Consider the following 17,225-nt stretch of genomic DNA (forward strand, 5'->3'; position numbering starts at 1 on the left):
GGGGAACCGTCCATGGCAGGAACCCGACGATGGGCAGCGGCCGTCACCGCCGTACTCGTCCCGCTCGTCACCGCGCTCACCGCGAGCCCGGCACTCGCCGCGCCCGCCACCCTCACCCCCGGAGCGCTCTGGTACGACACCGGCGGCGCCCGGCTGCAGGCGCACGGCGCCGGCATCTTCACGGTCGGCTCGACGTACTACCTGGTCGGTGAGGACAAGACGGCCGGCTCCACGTTCACGGCCGTCGCCTGCTACTCCTCGACCGACCTGGTCACCTGGACCCGCAGGTCCAACGCCCTGGTCAAGGGCCAGGCGGACAACGGCACGGGCGATCTGGCCGCCGGGCGGATCGTCGAGCGACCCAAGGTGATCTACCACAGCGGCACCGGCAAGTACGTCATGTGGATGCACATCGACAACAGCAGCTACGCCGACGCCCGCGCCGGGGTGGCCGTCAGCGACACCCCGTGCGGCCCGTACACCTATCTCGGGTCGTCCCGCCCGCTCGGCTACCAGAGCCGGGACCTGGGGCTGTTCAAGGACGACGACGGCACCGCCTACCTGCTCACCGAGGACCGGTCCAACGGGCTGCGCATCGACCGGCTGTCTACCGACTACACCAGGGCCGTCGCCGCGACGGCGCTGCTGCCGACGCTCGAATCCCCCGCCATGGTCAAGGCCGGCGGACGGTACTTCATCTTCGGCTCGCACCTGACCGGCTGGTCCAGCAACGACAACAACTACGCCTCGGCCACCTCGCCGAGCGGGCCGTGGAGCGGCTACGCCACCTTCGCGCCCGCCGGGAGCAAGACGTTCAACTCGCAGACGTCGTTCATCCTGCCGGTCGTCGGCAGCACCCGGACCAGCTACGTCTACCTGGGCGACCGGTGGAACTCCGGTGACCTGAACAGTTCCCTGCCGATCTGGCTGCCGATCACCTTCACCGCCGGCAGCGCCGGCATGCCGTCCTTCTACGAGAGTTGGAGCATCGACACGGCCACCGGCGACTGGGCGCCGGTCAGCTTCTCGCTCGTCGGCAGCCAGTCCGGCCGCTGCCTGGACGTCACCGACAACACGTCGACCTGGGGAGCGCTGGCCGAGCTCTGGGACTGCAACGGCGGCGAGAACCAGCAGTGGCTGCCGACCTCCGCCGGTGAGCTGCGCGCCTTCGGTCGGTCCGTCTGCCTCGACGTCCTCAACCAGGCCAGCACGCCCGGCGCGGCGGTCGGCATCTGGGGCTGCAACGGCCAGACCAACCAGCGCTGGACCCTCAGGTCGGACGGCAGCATCGTCTCCGCCGGCTCCGGACTGTGCCTCGACGCGTCCGGCGGGGGTACCGGCAACGGTACCGGGCTGATCGTGTGGACCTGCAACGGCCAGCCGAACCAGAAGTGGACCCGCCGGTAGCGCGTCCACCGTGGCACGGCACCGGCTACCCCGTCCCGTGGCCGGCACCGCGAGACCCGGCCCTGACCAGCGACACCGCCGGTCAGGGCCGGCCCGCGGGGTCCTCGGCGTACGCGCCGTCCAGGTCGTGGTCCAGCACGTCGGTCAGCAGGTCCGCGAGCTGGAGAGCCGGAAGTAGCGCAGCGCGTCGACCGCTCTGACGAACCGGAAGCCCTCGTTGACCTCCACGGCGAAGCTCAGGCCACCGCCCATGACCGAGTTGTGCACCCGCACCGCTCGGCCCCCTGGCCCTCCGGCACGATACGGGGTCACGAGCAGTGGTGTCAGGGGGTGAGGATGTCGGCGAGGTCGCGCTCATTGAGGTACGCCACCGCGACTGTCTCCCGACCGGGGAGATGCCGGAGCAGGAACGACGAGGCGAGAGCGGCGGTGGCGCGGTCGATCCCGGGCAGCGGCGGCACACTCCACTCGGTGCGCAGGATGGTGTGTGCCGCGTCCACCCGCGTCTCGGACGCCGCGGTCAACCGCGGCTCGCCCAACCCGGCCGACCGGAAGAGCTCCCGCCGGCCGGGCAGCACGCCGGCGAACACCGTGCGCGGCACCGCCGCCACGGTCCCCGGGTCTGCGGAGAGGAACACGTCGTGGAACAACGTCGCCACCTCGTCGGCGTCCGATGACCTGCTCGCCGTGTCGAACCGGCGCAGCCAGGCCCGGACCGGAGGCGAGAGGTGCGGGGACGCGTCGTCCAGCGCTTCAAAGTTCATCGGCCACCTTCTCCAGCAGGGGAATCACCGAGGCGAGGTGCGTGCGTTCGGCGGCGGTGAGCCCGGCGACGACGTGCGCCAGACGATCGCCCAGCACCTGTTCGCGGGCGTGCAGGGCGGCGCGGCCGGTATCGGTCACCTCGACCAGCACGCGCCTGCCGTCGTCGGGGTCGGGCCGTCGCCGCAGGTGTCCCCGGTGCACGAGTTCGCTGACCGCGGCGGTGACCGCCTGCGACGTGACCCGCTCGCCCGCCGCGAGGCGGGTGGGTGACGACGGGCCCTCGCGGACCAGGCGGGTCAGCACCCCCAACTCGATGAAGCTGGTCCGGTCACCCTCGTGCTCCGCCGCGTGCAGTTGGCGCAGGCGGCGGGCCAGCCGGCCCACCACCAATCGCAGGTCACGTGCCACCCCGTCGGACATTTCTTCAAGCTAGGTTACGTAATCAGGATTGTAAAGCTGCCCCCGCCGGCCACCGTGGACCCGCGCTCAGAGCACGCCGGTGAGGCGGCCTCGCCAACCGGCCAGCACCGCACCCGGATCGGTGTCCAGCACCTCGTCGAGCAGGGTGGCGTAGACGTCGCGGAAGTCGGTGGTGAACTTCAGGTCTCCGTCGTCGAGGTCGGTGAGGCTGGGCGGCGTACCGTGCAGGCCGCCCCGCACCGCGCCGCCGAGCAGCAGCACGTTCGAGGCGGTGCCGTGGTCGGTGCCGTCGGAGCCGTTGGCCCGGACCCGGCGACCGAACTCCGAGTAGACCGCCACCACCACCTTCCGGCCGGCCTCGGTGCCGGCCATCCGGTCGGCGAAGCGGCTCAGCGCCCGGTCCAGCTGCCCGAGCAGCACCTCCTGGAGCTGCTTCTCGTCGGCGTGGGTGTCGAAGCCGCCCAGCGACACCGAGAAGACCCGGGTCGACACCTGCGCCTCGACACACCGGGCGACCAGGTCGAGCTGGGCGTCGAGCGGCGTGCGGGCACCGCCGGTCGCGGTGGCCGGCGCCGCGTCGTCGTCGCTGTCCTGCTCCGGGGCGTCGTCGTCGCGTACCCGCTGGATCATCTCGTCGACGGAGCGCAGGTCGGCGAAGCAGGCCGCGGCGCGGGCCCGGGCCGGCGACTCGCCCGGCGCGGCGGCCGCGAGCGCGGCGAGCGTCGGGTCGGCCAGGCCCTTGGCCGCCGTACGTTCGGTGACCGGCACCGACGCGCCGGCGCCCTGCTCGCCGGCCAGCAGGGGCGGCAGGGCCGGCTCGAAGGAGACCGCCAGCCGGGGGTCGGCGCCCGCGTGGTCGAGCCACCGGCCCAGCCAGCCGGTGGTGCCGGGGCGCTCCGGCTGGGCGGTGTGCCAGATGTCCATGGACCGGAAGTGGCTGCGGTCCGGCTTCGGGTAGCCGACACCCCGGACCACCGCCAGCCGTCCCTCGCCGTAGAGCCTGTGCAGCCCGGTCAGGGCCGGGTTCAGGCCGAACGCGTCGTCCAGCCGCCGCACCGCCTCGGCCGGGTACGCCAGCTCCGGGCGGGCGTCGCGGTAGGCCGGGTCGGCGTACGGGATCACCGTGTTCAGGCCGTCGTTACCGCCGTACAGGGTGACCAGGACCAGCGTGCGGGCCTGCGGGTCGCGCTCCCCCGCCGTGTCCAGCAGGTCGTCGAACCGGTACGCGCCGGCACCGGCGGCCAGCGCGGTCGCGCCGACCACGCCACTGGCCACCAGGAACCGCCGTCGGGTCAGGACGTCCACGACTCGCTCCTCTCAGCTCACCACGTACTCGGGACTGACCAGGCCGGCCACCAGCAGCCGGCGCGGCTCCCCGGCCAGCGGCGTCAGGGCCGTCCGGGTGCGCTCGCTCCAGCCGTCCACCACCAGCAGCCGGGCCAGCGCGTCCGCCCGGCCGGCCGGCGGCGCGGCGGTGAGCCGGGCGAGCACCGTGGGCGCGGCCGCCGCGACCAGCACCCCGGCGGTCCGCAGCCGGGCCTGCAGCGACGAGGTGGTCAGCCAGGCGGTGCCGGCCGGCCAGCCGCCCACGCTCGGCGGCCGCAGCGGCACCTGGTCCAGGGCGTTCAGCCCGGCGAGCAACCGCTTCCGGGTCTGCTCGGGCAGCGCCGACGGCTGCACCCCGAGCTGCCGGGCCGCGCCGACCAGCCACTCCACCGGCTGCTTGACCAGGGTGCCCCGGGTCGCCGCGAAGGCCGGGGCGGTGAGGACGCGCCGCAGCGTGGTGACGGTGTCCGGGCCGGCCAGGTCCGCCGGTGGCGGTTCGTGCGTTCCGGCGTACCGGAACCAGAGCCGGCCGGCGACGAACCGCGCGGCCTCCGGACGGGCGGCCAGCAGCCGGGCGTACGACGCCGCGTCGAACGGGGCCCGCCGGCCGAGGATGGTCTTCGGCTCGGGGTCGTGCCGGCGCGGGACGAAGCGGGCCGTGCCGGTGCCCCGGTCCACCGTCCAGCCGGTGAGCGCCCGCGCGCCCTCCTTCACGTCCGCCTCGGTGTAGCCACCGCCGATGCCGAGGGTGAACAGCTCCATCAGCTCCCGGGCCAGGTTCTCGTTGGGCGCCCGGCGGGTGTTCTGCTGCCCGTCCAGCCAGAGGATCAGCGCCGGGTCGCGCACCATGGCCTCCACCAGGGGCGCCAGCGGTCCCGGGCCGGTACGCCGCAGCGTCTCCAGCTGGCGCAGCATCAGCGGGGCCGAGCGGACCTTCTGCACGCTGGTCGCCCAGTGTCCGTGCCAGAAGAACAGCAGTTTCTCCCGGCACTGGTGCTCGGCGGCGACCATCCGCGCCAGCCACCACCCGGTCAGCGCCGTCACCTGCGCCCGGCGCCGCTGGTTGGCCTGCTGGCGCTGCTCCCGGGCGGCACCCTTGCCGAGCTGCGCCGCCGGGTCCGGGCCGAGGGCCGGCACCGGCGTGCCCGCCGCGCCCCGGTCCGCTCCGTCCGGGGCGAGCAGCCGGTCCAGGGTGACGTCGTAGCCGGCCCGCTCGGCGGCGTCCACCTCGTCGGCGGTCGGCCCGAAGGTGGCCCGCCGCAGCAGGTGCGCCACCGCTTCCCGTTCCGTCATTGCTCCGACGCTAGACCGTCCACGTTCGGGGCGGGTAAGGACGCGATGCGAACATCGTCCGGACCCAGGGTGTCGGGGTGGGCGCGCCTCGGGCAGAATCCGGCGGGTGCGACCTGATCCGGACGGCATCGACTGGGCGTCGTTGACGCATGCGTACGGCAGCGCCGAGGACGTCCCCGGCCTCCTCCGCGACCTGCGGTCCGCCGACGACGAGGTCCGTGCGGCGGCGCTGTACGAGCTGTACGGCACCGTCTACCACCAGGGCACCCGCTACGAGGCCAGCGCGTACGCGGTCCCGTTCCTGCTCGACCTGCTGGCGGATCCCGCCACGCCGGCCCGGCACGAGCTCGTCCAGTTGCTGTCCTGCCTGGCCGTGGGCCATCCGCCGTCCGCGCTGCCCGTCGGCGGCTTCCGAGTCGCCGAGACCCGCAACCGGGTGGCCCAGGTTACCGAGCAGACCTGGCGCCGCTGGTCGCAGGCCTTGACGGACTGGCACGAGGCCGTCAGCGCGGGACGACGCGAGCCGTTTCCGCTCACCGTGCCGGAGCGGCGCCTGGTCGAGACCCGGCACGCGCTCGCCACGTACGACGCCGTCCGGGCCGGCGTCCCGCTGCTGGTGAGCTGCCTGGCCGACGGGGACCCCGAGGTGGTCGGGGAGGCGATCCATGCCCTCGCCTGGTTCCCGGAGGAGCTGACGGCGATCCGCCCCCACCTGCTCGACATCGCCGCCGACGACGAGCGCCCGGTGCGGACAGTGGAAACGGCGCTGGTCGCGTTGGGACTGCTGGGCGGCGCGGTGACGCCACCCGTCGCGGAGCTGCTCGACAGGAATCTCGCCGGCTCCGACCCCCACCTGAGCTGGGCGGCGGCAATGGCGTGGGCACAGCTGGCCGGGGACGAGACGCCGGCCCCGGTGATCGCCGAGCAGCCCACGTCGAACTGGCACAACCACTTCAACGTGGTGCTGGGCCGGGCGTTTCCGCGGATGGAAGCCGACCATGGCCGCGCCTTCGCGGAACTGACCGCGGCGCAGCAGGCGGTGGTCGGCTGGCTCGTCGACCACCCACAGGTGTTCGGCTCCTCGGGGCCGCAGGGGCCGCTGCGCCAGCACGGCCTGCCGACCACCCACGACGGGCTCCGCGCCTACGCCGGCCGGTGAGGGACGAGGCACTGCGGTCGTCCTCCCGCCGGTGAGCCCGGCGCACGGACCGGAAAGTGTCGCCCGCCATCGGCACAATGCCGTCCTGACGATCGACCGAGGAAAGGGAATCCGGTGGGCGCTTCGCAGTGGCGGTACACGGTGGTCCATCGGGACGACGTGGGCGCCGCCCTCCGACAGCTGCGTCAGGAGGTCTACGACCGTGGCGAGTACTACCGGGAGTCCCCCGACGTCGACCTGGACCTGACGGAGGAGGAGTTCCGGGCGGGGCTGGATCCGCGGGAGGACGACGACGGCCTCACCGAGGCGATCATCGAGGACTGGCGGGAGCGCAGACGCCGTCCCGTGCCCGTCGACCCGGACACCCTGGTCGCCGCGCAACCGCACTCCGGGACACATTCGATCATCGACATGGTCAACGGCGTGTCCCACCGGCCCGGCTTCGCCACGGTGTCCCCGCTGACCAGCGAGGAACTGATCAACGCCTTCGGCCGTACGACGCCGTCGGCGGATCAGGTCGAGGAATGGATGAAGGCCGGCGGAAGCCCGCGCGAGCGCTGGGTCGGGTCCTACGTGATCAGCTACCACGACGGTCGACCCGGCCACATCCACTTCCACGGGTACTCCGGCGACTGATGCCCCGGGCCGGCACCGGCCAGGGGTGCCGCGGCGGGCGTCGACCCGGAGGCCCCGCCGAGCGGGCGCGGCTATCCGCCGTGCGGTGCCGCCGGACCGTACAGATGACGGTGCACGAGGTCGTCCTGCTCCAGGATCAGGTCGACGACCTGCCAGAACTCCGGGAGGCGAGGGTGCCTCAACCCGTCCTCCCGGCTCAGCTTCCGACCGAAGATCGGGCTGTCGCCGGCGACCTCCCCACCGTTGACCAGGGTCGCGGCAGGCATCGGGGAGTCGTCCACGGGACCGACGCGGCAGCCGAAGGTGAGGTGGTCGTCGAAGCGGTCCTGGCCCCAGCTTCCCAGGATGGCGTCGATCCAGACCTCATGGATCCCGTGGTGGTGGTAGCAGCTCGCGAAGTAGACGGCGAGAGCGGTGCCGTCCCGGTGGATGGTGGCCCACGTCCGGTCGGCATCCGTGTCGCAGCACGGGCAGACGAACTGCCGCACCTGACGACTGCTCTCGTCGATCATGAGGTTCACGGCGCGAACACTAACGGCGATCAGCGCCGACCGCGACCCTCATCGCCGCGGTGAGCCGGCCGGCGGGCACCACCGATCAGCCATGGCGACGATGCGCGCGGTCACCTGTCCGGATCCACGAGTTGATGCAGGTGGAGTCCGGGAACGTGGTCGACGTCCCAGCCGCGTTCCCGCGCGTCCTGCGCGGCCTGTTCGTACGGCGGACCGAACAGCAGATACCCGCACGCCGCGTCGTCCCAGCCGTCCGGCACGGGAACCTTCTGCTCGTAGTAGCTCAACGGCAGGCGTGGCTGCTCGGCCGACACGACCCGCCGGGTCTGCGGATCCGGGAACATCGGTGCGACGTCGGACTCGTCCCACCAGGCCGTCCACCGCGGCAGCCCGCCGATGGAGCCGCCGACGGTCTCCGCGACGGACGGCCAGAACGGCGGTCCCGCGTCCGCCACCCCGAGCAGCGGAGGCACCACCGTGACCGCCCCCGAGGCCCGCAGCCTCGCCGCCACCGGCGCCCACGTCGACGGACCCACCGATGGGCCGTGCACCAGAACAACCGCGGCATCCATCGGATCACCGTGCCTGACCCCGCCTGCTGCCGCCACCCCGTCCGTCACGCCGAAGGCGAACACGGCACATCCGTACGATCCCGGGGAGATCGAGTCGTCACGGCGACGACGATGCGCCGGGCGGAGGGGGGCGGGTGGCGGAGGCGGACGCCGACCAGACTGGCAGGTCAGCCATGCCCGCCGGCACTCCACCGCTACCGGTCGTGAGGCTCGTCAAGGAGCACGACGACGGTGGCGCCCTGGCCCTCACCGAACTCCCAGCCGGCGATCACCCGGCTGCCCGGCAGGTCGGCGATCGGCAGAAAGTCGCCCGGGCATTCACCGGGGCCGAGGTAGTACCCGCCGGCACTACGTGCCCACCTGGCGTCCAGGCACAGTCCGCGAAGGTGCCGTCGCAGCGCATCGTCGCCGACCTGGTCGAGGGCCGACTCCCAGCGGGGGTCGACCACACTCGCCCCGGGCTCGACGTACCCGTGCCGGACGAGGCTGTCACCGATGTCGCACAGGCCGTCCGGAGCGCTCATCGTCCACGTCGCCGCCCGCATCGCGTCCAGCAGCGAGCCGTCCGTCCGGGGCCGCAGGAGCAGATGGGGATACCGCCGGTAGCCGTCGGGAGTGAGCTCGTCGAGACTCAACGAGCCGGCCTGTAGCGCCCGGCCGAGGTCCCGGCCCCACACCATGGCCCGGCCGTCGTCCGTCGGGACGGTCAGCAGCGGCTGGAGCGCGGCGGGCCGTACGTCCGTGGCGACGAATGCCGACCTGGCCAGGTCGGGCACCCAGCGGCCCGGGTAGAGCCAGTCACCGCCGTTGTCTCCTGATCTTCCGTCGACGTCGGCGACGAGTTCCGCGGGATCGAGGTCCTCGAGCACCTCGCCGGCGGTCTCGTCGTCGTAGTGGAAGACCGCGTACGTCCCCGCCGGGTCGAACTCCGCCAGCGGCTGGCCGAGCAGCAGCCCGAAGGCGTGACCGAGCAGGTCGTCCCAGTGGGACACATCGTCTCCTTCTCGTCGCTGTTTCCCCCCGCCCGACCGGGGGACGCTCGCCGCGCCGGTGGCGATCGCCGGGCTCACCGCAGCTCGACCTGCACGTGGTGGTCCGCGAACATGCCGAGCAGGTACCCGAGGGTCACGGCCGGTGCGAGTCTGCGCCGGTCGTAGCCGGCGACGAGGTGTTCCCGGGCGACCGTCGAGTCGTGCCACACCAGTCGGAACGGTGTCGCCGCGCCGGACCTACCCCGCAGGCCGTCGTCGAGGGCGTCGAGGTTGCCGCCGAAGTATCCGCCCGGGCCGTTGATCGCCTCGCCGATCGCGCAGTAGAACCCGTCGATGTCGGTGACGAACCGGCCGTCGAGGTCGTACGTGGTGCCGGCCGGCCGGTCCGGCACGACGCTCTGGTGGGCGGCTGCGACCATGAGCCACCGGTGCCGCAGCTCCCGGTCGTAGCCGGACCACATGTTCCTGCGGGCGGGCGGCCCGTCGTGCCAGCGCGTGAGGATGTCGAGGACTGCGGTGGGCAGTGGTTCCTGTGGGTCGCTGTCCACGGTCACGTCGAACGACCCGCCACCGAGCGGTGACGGCGCGACGGCCGCGACCGTGCCGGAGACCACCGCGCCGATCACCCGGTACGAGGTGCCGTCGGCGGCGATCCTGTGCACCTCGGCGCGGATCCGGCGTCGACGCAGACCGGCCTTCGTCGACTGCCCGACCGCGTCCATCGCGGCCAGCAGGGGCGCCTGCGGTCGGCAGCCGAGCAGCCGGACCTGCGGCACCGGCGGTGCGCCCCGCTCCCGGAACACACCGGTGACGTCCTGGCAGACGCCGTACCGGGTCCCGTCCCCGCCCAGCAGAACGAACTGGGTGACGGCGCCGGGACGCACCGCGGCGTCCGTGCGGTCGTAGACGTGCAGCAGGCCGTCGAGGTCGACGTCCACGGTTCCCGGCCTGGTGCGGCTCGGCCGGTGCCCGAGCACGACCACGTCGCCGAGGTACTCCCCCGACCACGACGGCGACGGCTCGGGCTCCGTCAACGCGAGGTCACCGAGCCAGGCCCGGTCGGTGCCGAGGGCCTCGGCGGGCAGCCGGTCGAGCAGGTCGGCGAGCGCGCCGTCCGGCGCGCACCCGAGGAGGGTGAACCGTTCCCGCGGCCGGGGAGGCAGGTCGACGAAGAGTCCGTCGATCTCGGCGCACACCCCCAGGGGAACCTCGTCCTCGTACCAGCTGTCGAACCCGACGTCGCCGAGCAGCCGCCACCGCGGGACGGCCGGGCGCTCCGGTGTCGGGTGCCGCTGCTTCCGCGGCGCACTGTCGGCCTCGGATCCGGCGCTCGTCGTCACGCCGTGACCCTATCGGGATCACCGGCGCCCGGGGGTGCGCACGGAGCCGGCCCGGCTGCGGCATCGACGCTCAGGCGTCGGGCGGTCTCCGTCACCCGCTTCTCGGCGGGAGACGGGTCAGCCTCGGCGCACCGTGGCGCCGGCCCGGATCGCCCGCGTAATCTCGGCCACCTCGTCGACCCAATCCAGCAGCCCGGCGAGGTCTTCGGCGGACGCGGGTGAACTCAGCTCGACGTGGTAGGTGATGCCACGCGAGGTCCACGTCTGCGTGACGCAGCGTCGCCCACCGGGACCGGCGAGCGATACTTCCGATGTGGACCGCCGTGGCCGGTGTGGCGGCGGAGCAGTTCTCTCTCGGATCGGTGGAGCATGGCGATCGTGTTCGAACTGGTGGTGAACTTCGGCGACGACGACATCGCGGCTCGCGCCGCGCACCGCCGCGTCGTCGGCGCGCCACCACTGGTTGCCGGCGGCCGGGACGTCCGGTTGCACGAGCCGCTGCTCGGGCGCGCGCGTGGCCTCGACGGCTCGCCGTACCTGCTGATGAGCGTCATTCCGGTCGGCGTCGGCTGGGGCGTGGCGCTGGATCAGGAGCACGAACCCGTACGGCTGTCGGCCCCGCAGCTGACCGGCCTCGGCCATCAGCTGTACCGCTTGCTCGCCGGCTTCACCGGTTACCGCGCCGCGCGGGTGGGCTGGGATCCCGAGGCGTTCACCGATCCCGCCGAGCTGCGGCAGGAGTGGGCCGACGAGCTGCGGAGCGGAGCCCTGCCGGGCCTGGTGCTGGCCGAGGACGTCCTGCCCGGGATGCGTGGTGCGGCCTTCACGCCCTTCACGACCGGCTTCGTGTGGCTGCCCTACACCGGCGAGCAGGAATCAGCCCTGACCTGGGGAAGCGCGGGGTGAGCCGCCCCGGCCCGACCGGCCGGGGCGGCGGACCGCTCAGCTCACCTGCGGACGCCGTCCAGCGCCTGCATGATCATGTCGGTGACCGCCTGGGGTTGGCTGACCATGATGACGTGGGAACCGTCGATCTCGGTGATCGACGCGTCGGCGCGTTCGGCCATCATCCGCACCACATCGGTGCCGGCGGCCTTGTCGCCGGTGGCGACGGCGGACCAGACCGGTCGGTCCCGCCAGGCGGGCGACCCGGTCGGCTGAGAGAACGCCAGCGAGGACACCGGCCGCTGGGTGGCCGCCATGACCTGCGCCTCCCGCTCGGGGACGTCGGCGGCGAACGCGTCGTGGAACTTCGCCGCGTCGATCAGGAACTCCGTCTCCATCCCCCGCTCGGTCGGGTACTTCACCTCGTTCAGCGACGAGGTGAGGACGCTGTCGTGGGAGTCGCCCTCGATCGCCATCAGCGTCTCGCCCTCGTCGGGGGCGAACGCGGCGACGTAGCCGAGACCCACCACGTTGTCCGCCCGGGCCGCTGCGTTCGTGATCACCGCTCCCCCGTAGGAATGGCCCACGGCCAGCACCGGACCATCGGTCTGCTGCAGGGCGGACGCGACGTACGCCGCGTCCTCCTCGATTCCGCGCAGCGGGTTGGGCACCGCCTTCACCGGGACGTTCGCGGCCTGGAGGCGTTCGACGACACCGCTCCACCCGGAGCTGTCGGCGAACGCACCGTGCACCAGGGCGACGGTCGGGTTGCCGTTGCCGCCGGAGGTCATGCTGGTCATCGCGAGGTTCCTTCCATCGCGGTCAGGGACTCGACCGCCGCATTCCCGCCCGGCTCCGGATCAACCGCTCCCGGTCGGCTGCCGCACCGCTGCGGCGGACGAATGGCGGCCCCACCGCCGGGTACGCCGCCACCGGGTGGCGCGCGGGCGCCGCCGGGTTCCGGCGACAGGACGGGAGTACGGGTCGATGACGCTCAGATGTCCGGTCCGCCGCGGCGGACGGCAGCCGTGAACCGCCTCGGCCCGATCCGGCACGTGGTCGCCGGAGAACTCGACGTCGGGTACGTCGAGCTCGGCCCCGCCGACGGCCCACCCGTCGTCCTGCTGCACGGCTTTCCGTACGACGTGCACAGCTACGTCGAGGTGGCGCCCCGGCTGGCGGCGGAGGGCTTCCGCACGATCGTGCCGTACCTGCGCGGTCACGGACCGACCCGGTTCCGCACCCCGGCCGGGCTCCGGTCGGGACAGCAGGCGGCCCTCGGCGCGGACCTGCACGCCCTGCTCGACGCCCTGGACCTGCCCCCGGCGGTGCTGGCCGGCTACGACTGGGGTGCGCGGGCCGCCTGCATCGTGGCGGCGGTGTGGCCGGAGCGCTGCGCCGGGCTGGTGTCGGTCAACAGTTACCAGATCCTCGACATCGCCTCGGCCGGCCGGCCGCTGCGCCCCGACCTGGAGGCGGGCTTCTGGTACTTCTTCTACTTCGCCACCGAGCGGGGGCGGGCGGGCCTCGCCCGGGACGCGCGGGCGGTGGCGGAGGTGATCTGGCGCCGGAACTCCCCGAGGTGGCACTTCGACGCCGCCACCCTCGACCGCGCCGCCGAGGCGTTCGGCAACCCCGACTACGTCGACGTGGTCGTGCACGGCTACCGGCACCGGCTGGGTCTGGCCGACGGTGATCCCCGGTACGCGCGGCTGGAGGCCCGACTCGCCACCCGGCCCACCATCCCGGTACCGGCCGTGACGCTGGACGGCACGGCCGACGGCAACTTCCCGGCGACCGACGGCGGCGCGAGCGCCGCGCACTTCGTCGGCCCGCGGGCGCACCACCAGGTCCCCGGTGCCGGCCACAACCTGCCGCAGGAGGCACCGGACGCGTTCGTCGCCGCCGTACGGGAAGTCAGCACCACGCTCCACCGCGAGCGTCGCCCGCACCCGGCCTGACGCCAGTACCGCAGGTCGGGCGGTTCCCGCACGTTTCCTCGCCGGCCCACCGGGCATCGTCGATGCCCCGGTGCGGGCCTGGCACCGTCGATCCGTAGGAGGTAGTCATGGCGCACCGTCCCGGCGTGGCCGAGGCACCGACCGTCCGGCGTACCGAGCTGCAACGGCATCCCGCCTCGGTGCCCGGCCGGCTGATCGTCCAGACGCTCTTCGAGATCCCCGTCGGCCTGGCGTCCGGTCGGCACCGGCACCCCGGGGAGGAGGTCGGGTACCTGATCCACGGCACGGTCGCCATGGAGTTCGACGACCGCCCCACGCTGACCATCCACGCCGGACAGCCCTTTCTGATCCCGCCCGGAGTGGTGCACAACGCCCGCAACATCACTCCTGACGTCACCACCAGGATGTTGTCGACCTACTTCGTCGACGAGAACGAGCCGCTGGTGACCCAGTGCCATTGATCTCGTTCGCCGGCCGGCGCCGGTCCCGCGGCTCCGGCCCGGCGCTCAGCTCTCCACCTCCGGCTCACCCAGCGCGTCGACGCAGGCGGCCAGGTCGTCACGGAGGCGACGGCGGGCGTCGGCCGAGAGCGCGGAGGTCATCCGCCCCTCGACACCGGCCACGATCTCGTCGGCTCGGGCGAGCACCTCCACACCGGACTCGGTCAGCTCGACGGGCAGCGCCCGGCCCCGCGGCGCGGTCGCGGCCCGGGTGAGCAGTCCACGGTCCTGCAGACCCCGCAGCAGCACGTGCATCGACTGGCGGGTGACGAACGCCCCCCGGGCCAGTTCGGCGCCGGACAGACCGCCGCCGTGCCCGAGCAGCCGCAGGCAGGCGTACTGCGGCACGGAGAGCCCCACGCAGCGCAGTTCCCGCTCCATGGCCGCCCGCAGGGCCACCGCGGCACGCTTCAGCGCGTAGCCGACCGAGAGATCCAGGTCCACGTCGCCCTTCTGCATGTCAGTAGTCTGACATACACTTCCCGGTGTCAGCACTCTGACATCCGCTACGGAGGGAAGACCATGACCGTTTCCGGGCCCGACTTCATCGCCCTGCAGGTCCGCGACGTCCAGCTCGCGGCCACCTTCTACGAGACCCGGCTCGGCCTGCGTCGCGCCCCGGCCGGCCCGCCGGGCGCGGTCGTCTTCGCGACCCGGCCGGTCCCGTTCGCCGTCCGGGCACCCCTGCCCGGCGTGGACCTCGACGCCGCCCAGCCCGGGCCCGGCACCGGAGTGGCGTTGTGGCTGCGCGCCGACGACGCCCAGGCCCTGCACGACGAGCTGGTCACCGCCGGCGTACCGATCGTCGCCCCGCCCGCCGACGGCCCGTTCGGCCGCACCTTCACCTTCCGCGACCCGGACGGGTACGCCATCACCGTCCACGACCAGAACTGAGCGCGGCGACATGACCCGGCGTACCGCCCGGCGACAGGTCGCCGGCCCCTGGTCGCTGGCCATCTCCCGACAGTTCTGGGAGGGCTTCGCCCCGGCCGCCCTTCCCGAGCACGACGACGCGGGGGTGCTCGGCAGCACGTTCCTCACCGAGCGGGACTGGACCCCCGCCACGGCGTCGGTCCGGCAGCACCGGGACACCGCCGAGATCACCGTGACCGGCACCGGTGACCTCGACGCCGCCGTCGCGCAGACCGCCCGGTTCCTGGCCCTCGACATCGACGCGACCGGTTGGCCCGTCGTGGGCGAGCGCGATGCGGTGATCGGTGCGGCCCAGCGGCAGCTGCCGGGCCTGCGTCCGTGCGGCTTCCACTCACCGTACGAGGCGGCCTGCTGGGCGGTGCTCTCCCAACGGATCCGGATCATCCAGGCCACCGGCCTGCGCGCCGAACTCGTCCGGCGACACGGCCGCGACGGCACCTTCCCCGCGCCGGCGCGGCTGCGCCGCCTCGACCTCGACCTGCCCGGCCGCAAGACCGAGTACCTGCACGCCGTCGCCGACGCCGCCCTCGACGGCCTGCTCACCGGCGAGCACCTGCGGGGCCTGGACGCCGACGCCGCGATCTCCGCCGTCCAGGCCGTCAAGGGACTGGGGCCCTTCGCCGCGGAACTCGTCGTGCTCCGTGGCGCGAACCACCCCGACGCGCTCCCCCGCCACGACAAGCGACTGCTCGCCGAGGTGGCCGAGAGGTACGGGCCGCAGACCACCCCCGACCAGGTGGCCGACGGCTGGCGCCCGTACCGCACCTGGGCCGCGGTGCTGCTGCGCGCCCTGCGGGAGCAGCGCACCCACGAGATCGGCGGGTCCCGCCGCTCCGGCTGAGGGCGGGACACCGGCGGCCGGAGCGCCGGCCCGCCCGGTGCGGCCCACGACCTGCGCCAGGGCTCGGTCAGTAGGCGATGCGGCCGGCCCGGTGGTGGAACTCGCCCGTCGGTCCGTCCCGGCCGACGGTCGCCAGGGCCACGGTGGCATCCGTGCCCTCGGTGACCGTCTGGTGGCCGCTGTGGCCGTTGAAGTCGGTGGCCGTGTAACCGGGGTCGGCGGCGTTCACCCGCATCTGCGGCAGGTTCTTGGCGTACTGCACGGTCAGGGCGACGACAGCCGCCTTCGACGCGGCGTACGGCACGGTGCGCACCGGGTACTCGTCGTGCCGCGGGTCCTGGAGGAAACGGGGCCAGCCGACCCCGGACGCGACGTTGACGATGACGGGGTTCGCGGAGCGGCGCAGCAGCGGGAGCGCGGCCTGCGTGACCCGGACGATGCCGACGACGTTCGTGTCCAGCACGGTTGCCATGGCGGCCGCGTCGAGGTCGTCGACGCGGTCGGTGGTGCCGAGGATGCCGGCGTTGTTCACCAGCACGTCCAGTTCCGGCAGCGCGGCGAGCGCCGCCGTGACCGACCGGTCGTCGGTCACGTCCAGCTGGACCGGGTGGGCGCCGACCGAGGTCGCCGCGTCACCCTGACCGAGGTCGCGCATCCCCGCGTACACGGTGTGGCCGGCCTCGACGAGCCGGCGGGCCGTCTCCAGGCCGAGGCTGCGGTTGGCTCCGGTGATCAGTGTCGTCGTCATGCCTCCACCCTGAGCGCCACCGCGCCGGCGTGGGTATGCCCTGCCGGTACCAGGCTCGCCGCCACCGACCGGGGCATACTTGCCCGGGTGGACGAACTGGCCGACGTGCTGCGGGCCTGGCGCGACCGACTCAGCCCCCAGGCGGCGGGGCTACCCGCCGGCACGGGACGGCGCACGCCCGGCCTGCGCCGCGAGGAACTCGCGCTGCTCGCCGGCGTCAGCGTCGAGTACCTCGTACGACTCGAACAGGGCCGGGCGCGGCACCCGTCGCCGCAGCTGCTGGGCGCGCTCGCCCGCGCGCTGCGTCTCACCGACGACGAACGGGACCACCTGTACCGGGTCGGCGGCGCCGCCGTACCCGCTCAGGGGCTCGTGTCCCAGCACCTCACCCCCGGCGTGCAGCGCCTGCTCGACCGGCTGGGCGACGTGCCGATCGCCGTGCACTCCGCGGCCTGGGACCCGCTGTGGTGGAATCCGCTCTGGGCCGCGCTGACGGGAGATCCGGACGGCCACGACGGACTCGAACGCAACGTCGCCTGGCGTCACTTCGTGCGGGGCCCCGGGGTGATCGAGTTCGACGACCAGCACGCCGAGGAGTTCTCCGCCGATCTGACCGCCGACCTGCGCGAGGCCACCGGCCGGTATCCGGACGACCCTGGACTCACGGCGCTGGTCGATCGCCTGCGCGCGGAGTCCCCCGACTTCCGGCGCCGCTGGGGTCAGGCCCATGTCGCGCGGCACCGGTCGAGCCGCAAGACCGTGACGTCGACCCCGGTCGGGCCGATCGATGTCGACTGCGACGTCCTCACCGTGCCCGGGGGCGATCTGCGGGTGGTCGTCTACACGGTCGCTCCCGGCTCGCCGGACGCCTCCAGACTCGCGCTGCTCCGGGTCGCCGGTCGGGAGGCGTGGATCCGCTGACCGTGCGGTCGGCG

General features: G+C 73.4%; 21 protein-coding genes. 9 read left to right on the forward strand and 12 right to left on the reverse strand.

Annotated features, from left to right (window positions below):
- The first annotated feature begins 12 nt into the window (after positions 1-12).
- A complete protein-coding gene (locus GA0070611_RS31790; RefSeq protein WP_091662472.1) occupies positions 13-1,407 on the forward strand; it encodes an RICIN domain-containing protein in 1,395 nt (464 codons plus the stop codon).
- 144 nt (positions 1,408-1,551) lie between these two features.
- Here GA0070611_RS31790 and GA0070611_RS32225 read toward each other — a convergent pair whose 3' ends face one another.
- The 5 genes from GA0070611_RS32225 to GA0070611_RS11705 form a co-directional block, all read right to left on the reverse strand.
- Positions 1,552-1,680 carry a hypothetical protein gene (locus tag GA0070611_RS32225; protein WP_269456360.1) on the reverse strand — a complete coding sequence of 43 codons (129 nt, stop codon included), beginning with the start codon at positions 1,678-1,680 and terminating at the stop codon, positions 1,552-1,554.
- A 50-nt stretch (positions 1,681-1,730) separates the two neighbouring features.
- Positions 1,731-2,171 carry a hypothetical protein gene (locus GA0070611_RS11690; RefSeq protein WP_091662475.1) on the reverse strand — a complete coding sequence of 147 codons (441 nt, stop codon included), beginning with the start codon at positions 2,169-2,171 and terminating at the stop codon, positions 1,731-1,733.
- Positions 2,161-2,592: a MarR family winged helix-turn-helix transcriptional regulator gene (locus tag GA0070611_RS11695; protein WP_091662478.1), complete on the reverse strand. Its 432-nt coding sequence runs from the start codon at positions 2,590-2,592 to the stop codon at positions 2,161-2,163. Before GA0070611_RS11695 ends, GA0070611_RS11690 begins: the two co-directional genes overlap by 11 nt.
- Before the next feature lie 66 nt (positions 2,593-2,658).
- A complete protein-coding gene (locus GA0070611_RS11700) occupies positions 2,659-3,897 on the reverse strand; it encodes a DUF1501 domain-containing protein (protein ID WP_091662483.1) in 1,239 nt (412 codons plus the stop codon).
- A 12-nt stretch (positions 3,898-3,909) separates the two neighbouring features.
- The gene (locus tag GA0070611_RS11705; protein ID WP_091662487.1) at positions 3,910-5,211 is read right to left on the reverse strand and encodes a DUF1800 domain-containing protein; all 1,302 of its coding nucleotides are present in this window, start codon (positions 5,209-5,211) and stop codon (positions 3,910-3,912) included.
- A gap of 106 nt (positions 5,212-5,317) precedes the next feature.
- Between GA0070611_RS11705 and GA0070611_RS11710 the strand changes: the two genes are divergently transcribed.
- The gene (locus tag GA0070611_RS11710) at positions 5,318-6,370 is read left to right on the forward strand and encodes a HEAT repeat domain-containing protein (RefSeq protein WP_091662490.1); all 1,053 of its coding nucleotides are present in this window, start codon (positions 5,318-5,320) and stop codon (positions 6,368-6,370) included.
- A 114-nt stretch (positions 6,371-6,484) separates the two neighbouring features.
- Positions 6,485-7,006, forward strand: coding sequence for a hypothetical protein (locus GA0070611_RS11715; RefSeq protein ID WP_091662494.1), 522 nt, complete (start codon positions 6,485-6,487; stop codon positions 7,004-7,006).
- Between the two features lie 71 nt (positions 7,007-7,077).
- Here GA0070611_RS11715 and GA0070611_RS11720 read toward each other — a convergent pair whose 3' ends face one another.
- From GA0070611_RS11720 to GA0070611_RS31510, 4 genes are all read right to left on the reverse strand, one after another.
- Positions 7,078-7,527 carry a hypothetical protein gene (locus GA0070611_RS11720; RefSeq protein WP_091662497.1) on the reverse strand — a complete coding sequence of 150 codons (450 nt, stop codon included), beginning with the start codon at positions 7,525-7,527 and terminating at the stop codon, positions 7,078-7,080.
- Between the two features lie 101 nt (positions 7,528-7,628).
- Positions 7,629-8,030, reverse strand: a complete 402-nt coding sequence (locus tag GA0070611_RS11725; RefSeq protein WP_231921422.1) for a hypothetical protein — start codon at positions 8,028-8,030, stop codon at positions 7,629-7,631.
- Positions 8,031-8,284: 254 nt separating this feature from the next.
- Positions 8,285-9,082 carry a hypothetical protein gene (locus GA0070611_RS11730; RefSeq protein WP_091662500.1) on the reverse strand — a complete coding sequence of 266 codons (798 nt, stop codon included), beginning with the start codon at positions 9,080-9,082 and terminating at the stop codon, positions 8,285-8,287.
- A gap of 74 nt (positions 9,083-9,156) precedes the next feature.
- A complete protein-coding gene (locus tag GA0070611_RS31510) occupies positions 9,157-10,422 on the reverse strand; it encodes a barstar family protein (protein WP_231921423.1) in 1,266 nt (421 codons plus the stop codon).
- Between the two features lie 369 nt (positions 10,423-10,791).
- On the opposite strand from GA0070611_RS31510, the gene GA0070611_RS11745 reads away from it, so the two are divergent.
- Positions 10,792-11,328 (forward strand): hypothetical protein, encoded by a 537-nt coding sequence (locus GA0070611_RS11745; protein ID WP_157740304.1) that lies wholly within the window; start codon positions 10,792-10,794, stop codon positions 11,326-11,328.
- A gap of 41 nt (positions 11,329-11,369) precedes the next feature.
- Here the strand turns inward: GA0070611_RS11745 and GA0070611_RS11750 are convergent, their stop codons facing one another.
- Positions 11,370-12,107 carry an alpha/beta fold hydrolase gene (locus GA0070611_RS11750; protein WP_231921424.1) on the reverse strand — a complete coding sequence of 246 codons (738 nt, stop codon included), beginning with the start codon at positions 12,105-12,107 and terminating at the stop codon, positions 11,370-11,372.
- Between the two features lie 228 nt (positions 12,108-12,335).
- Between GA0070611_RS11750 and GA0070611_RS11755 the strand changes: the two genes are divergently transcribed.
- Together GA0070611_RS11755 and GA0070611_RS11760 are read left to right on the forward strand one after the other, a co-directional pair.
- On the forward strand, positions 12,336-13,268 hold the full coding sequence (locus GA0070611_RS11755; RefSeq protein WP_231921425.1) for an alpha/beta fold hydrolase: 933 nt from the start codon (positions 12,336-12,338) through the stop codon (positions 13,266-13,268).
- Positions 13,269-13,375: 107 nt separating this feature from the next.
- Positions 13,376-13,729, forward strand: a complete 354-nt coding sequence (locus GA0070611_RS11760; RefSeq protein WP_091662512.1) for a cupin domain-containing protein — start codon at positions 13,376-13,378, stop codon at positions 13,727-13,729.
- A 45-nt stretch (positions 13,730-13,774) separates the two neighbouring features.
- Here GA0070611_RS11760 and GA0070611_RS11765 read toward each other — a convergent pair whose 3' ends face one another.
- Complete coding sequence (locus tag GA0070611_RS11765; RefSeq protein WP_091662516.1) at positions 13,775-14,227, reverse strand: MarR family winged helix-turn-helix transcriptional regulator; 453 nt, start codon at positions 14,225-14,227, stop codon at positions 13,775-13,777.
- 63 nt (positions 14,228-14,290) lie between these two features.
- Between GA0070611_RS11765 and GA0070611_RS11770 the strand changes: the two genes are divergently transcribed.
- Positions 14,291-14,662 (forward strand): VOC family protein, encoded by a 372-nt coding sequence (locus GA0070611_RS11770; RefSeq protein ID WP_091662519.1) that lies wholly within the window; start codon positions 14,291-14,293, stop codon positions 14,660-14,662.
- A 10-nt stretch (positions 14,663-14,672) separates the two neighbouring features.
- Positions 14,673-15,542 carry a DNA-3-methyladenine glycosylase family protein gene (locus GA0070611_RS11775; RefSeq protein WP_091662523.1) on the forward strand — a complete coding sequence of 290 codons (870 nt, stop codon included), beginning with the start codon at positions 14,673-14,675 and terminating at the stop codon, positions 15,540-15,542.
- A 67-nt stretch (positions 15,543-15,609) separates the two neighbouring features.
- On the opposite strand, the gene GA0070611_RS11780 is transcribed toward GA0070611_RS11775, so the two are convergent.
- The gene (locus GA0070611_RS11780; RefSeq protein WP_091662526.1) at positions 15,610-16,290 is read right to left on the reverse strand and encodes an SDR family NAD(P)-dependent oxidoreductase; all 681 of its coding nucleotides are present in this window, start codon (positions 16,288-16,290) and stop codon (positions 15,610-15,612) included.
- An 87-nt stretch (positions 16,291-16,377) separates the two neighbouring features.
- Between GA0070611_RS11780 and GA0070611_RS11785 the strand changes: the two genes are divergently transcribed.
- Positions 16,378-17,211 (forward strand): helix-turn-helix domain-containing protein, encoded by an 834-nt coding sequence (locus GA0070611_RS11785; RefSeq protein WP_091662529.1) that lies wholly within the window; start codon positions 16,378-16,380, stop codon positions 17,209-17,211.
- The last annotated feature ends 14 nt before the right edge of the window (positions 17,212-17,225 follow it).

The organism is Micromonospora auratinigra (assembly GCF_900089595.1).
GTDB classification, from domain to species: domain Bacteria; phylum Actinomycetota; class Actinomycetes; order Mycobacteriales; family Micromonosporaceae; genus Micromonospora; species Micromonospora auratinigra.

Bases quoted from the DNA above. Each gene is read 5' to 3' on its own strand.
- GA0070611_RS31790 (WP_091662472.1), top strand. From the start codon at position 13: ATGGCAGGAACCCGACGATGGGCAGCGGCCGTCACCGCCGTACTCGTC.
- GA0070611_RS11690 (WP_091662475.1), bottom strand. From the start codon at position 2,171: ATGAACTTTGAAGCGCTGGACGACGCGTCCCCGCACCTCTCGCCTCCG.
- GA0070611_RS11695 (WP_091662478.1), bottom strand. From the start codon at position 2,592: ATGTCCGACGGGGTGGCACGTGACCTGCGATTGGTGGTGGGCCGGCTG.
- GA0070611_RS11705 (WP_091662487.1), bottom strand. From the start codon at position 5,211: ATGACGGAACGGGAAGCGGTGGCGCACCTGCTGCGGCGGGCCACCTTC.
- GA0070611_RS11745 (WP_157740304.1), top strand. From the start codon at position 10,792: ATGGCGATCGTGTTCGAACTGGTGGTGAACTTCGGCGACGACGACATC.
- GA0070611_RS11750 (WP_231921424.1), bottom strand. From the start codon at position 12,107: ATGACCAGCATGACCTCCGGCGGCAACGGCAACCCGACCGTCGCCCTG.
- GA0070611_RS11760 (WP_091662512.1), top strand. From the start codon at position 13,376: ATGGCGCACCGTCCCGGCGTGGCCGAGGCACCGACCGTCCGGCGTACC.
- GA0070611_RS11765 (WP_091662516.1), bottom strand. From the start codon at position 14,227: ATGCAGAAGGGCGACGTGGACCTGGATCTCTCGGTCGGCTACGCGCTG.
- GA0070611_RS11770 (WP_091662519.1), top strand. From the start codon at position 14,291: ATGACCGTTTCCGGGCCCGACTTCATCGCCCTGCAGGTCCGCGACGTC.
- GA0070611_RS11775 (WP_091662523.1), top strand. From the start codon at position 14,673: ATGACCCGGCGTACCGCCCGGCGACAGGTCGCCGGCCCCTGGTCGCTG.
- GA0070611_RS11780 (WP_091662526.1), bottom strand. From the start codon at position 16,290: ATGACGACGACACTGATCACCGGAGCCAACCGCAGCCTCGGCCTGGAG.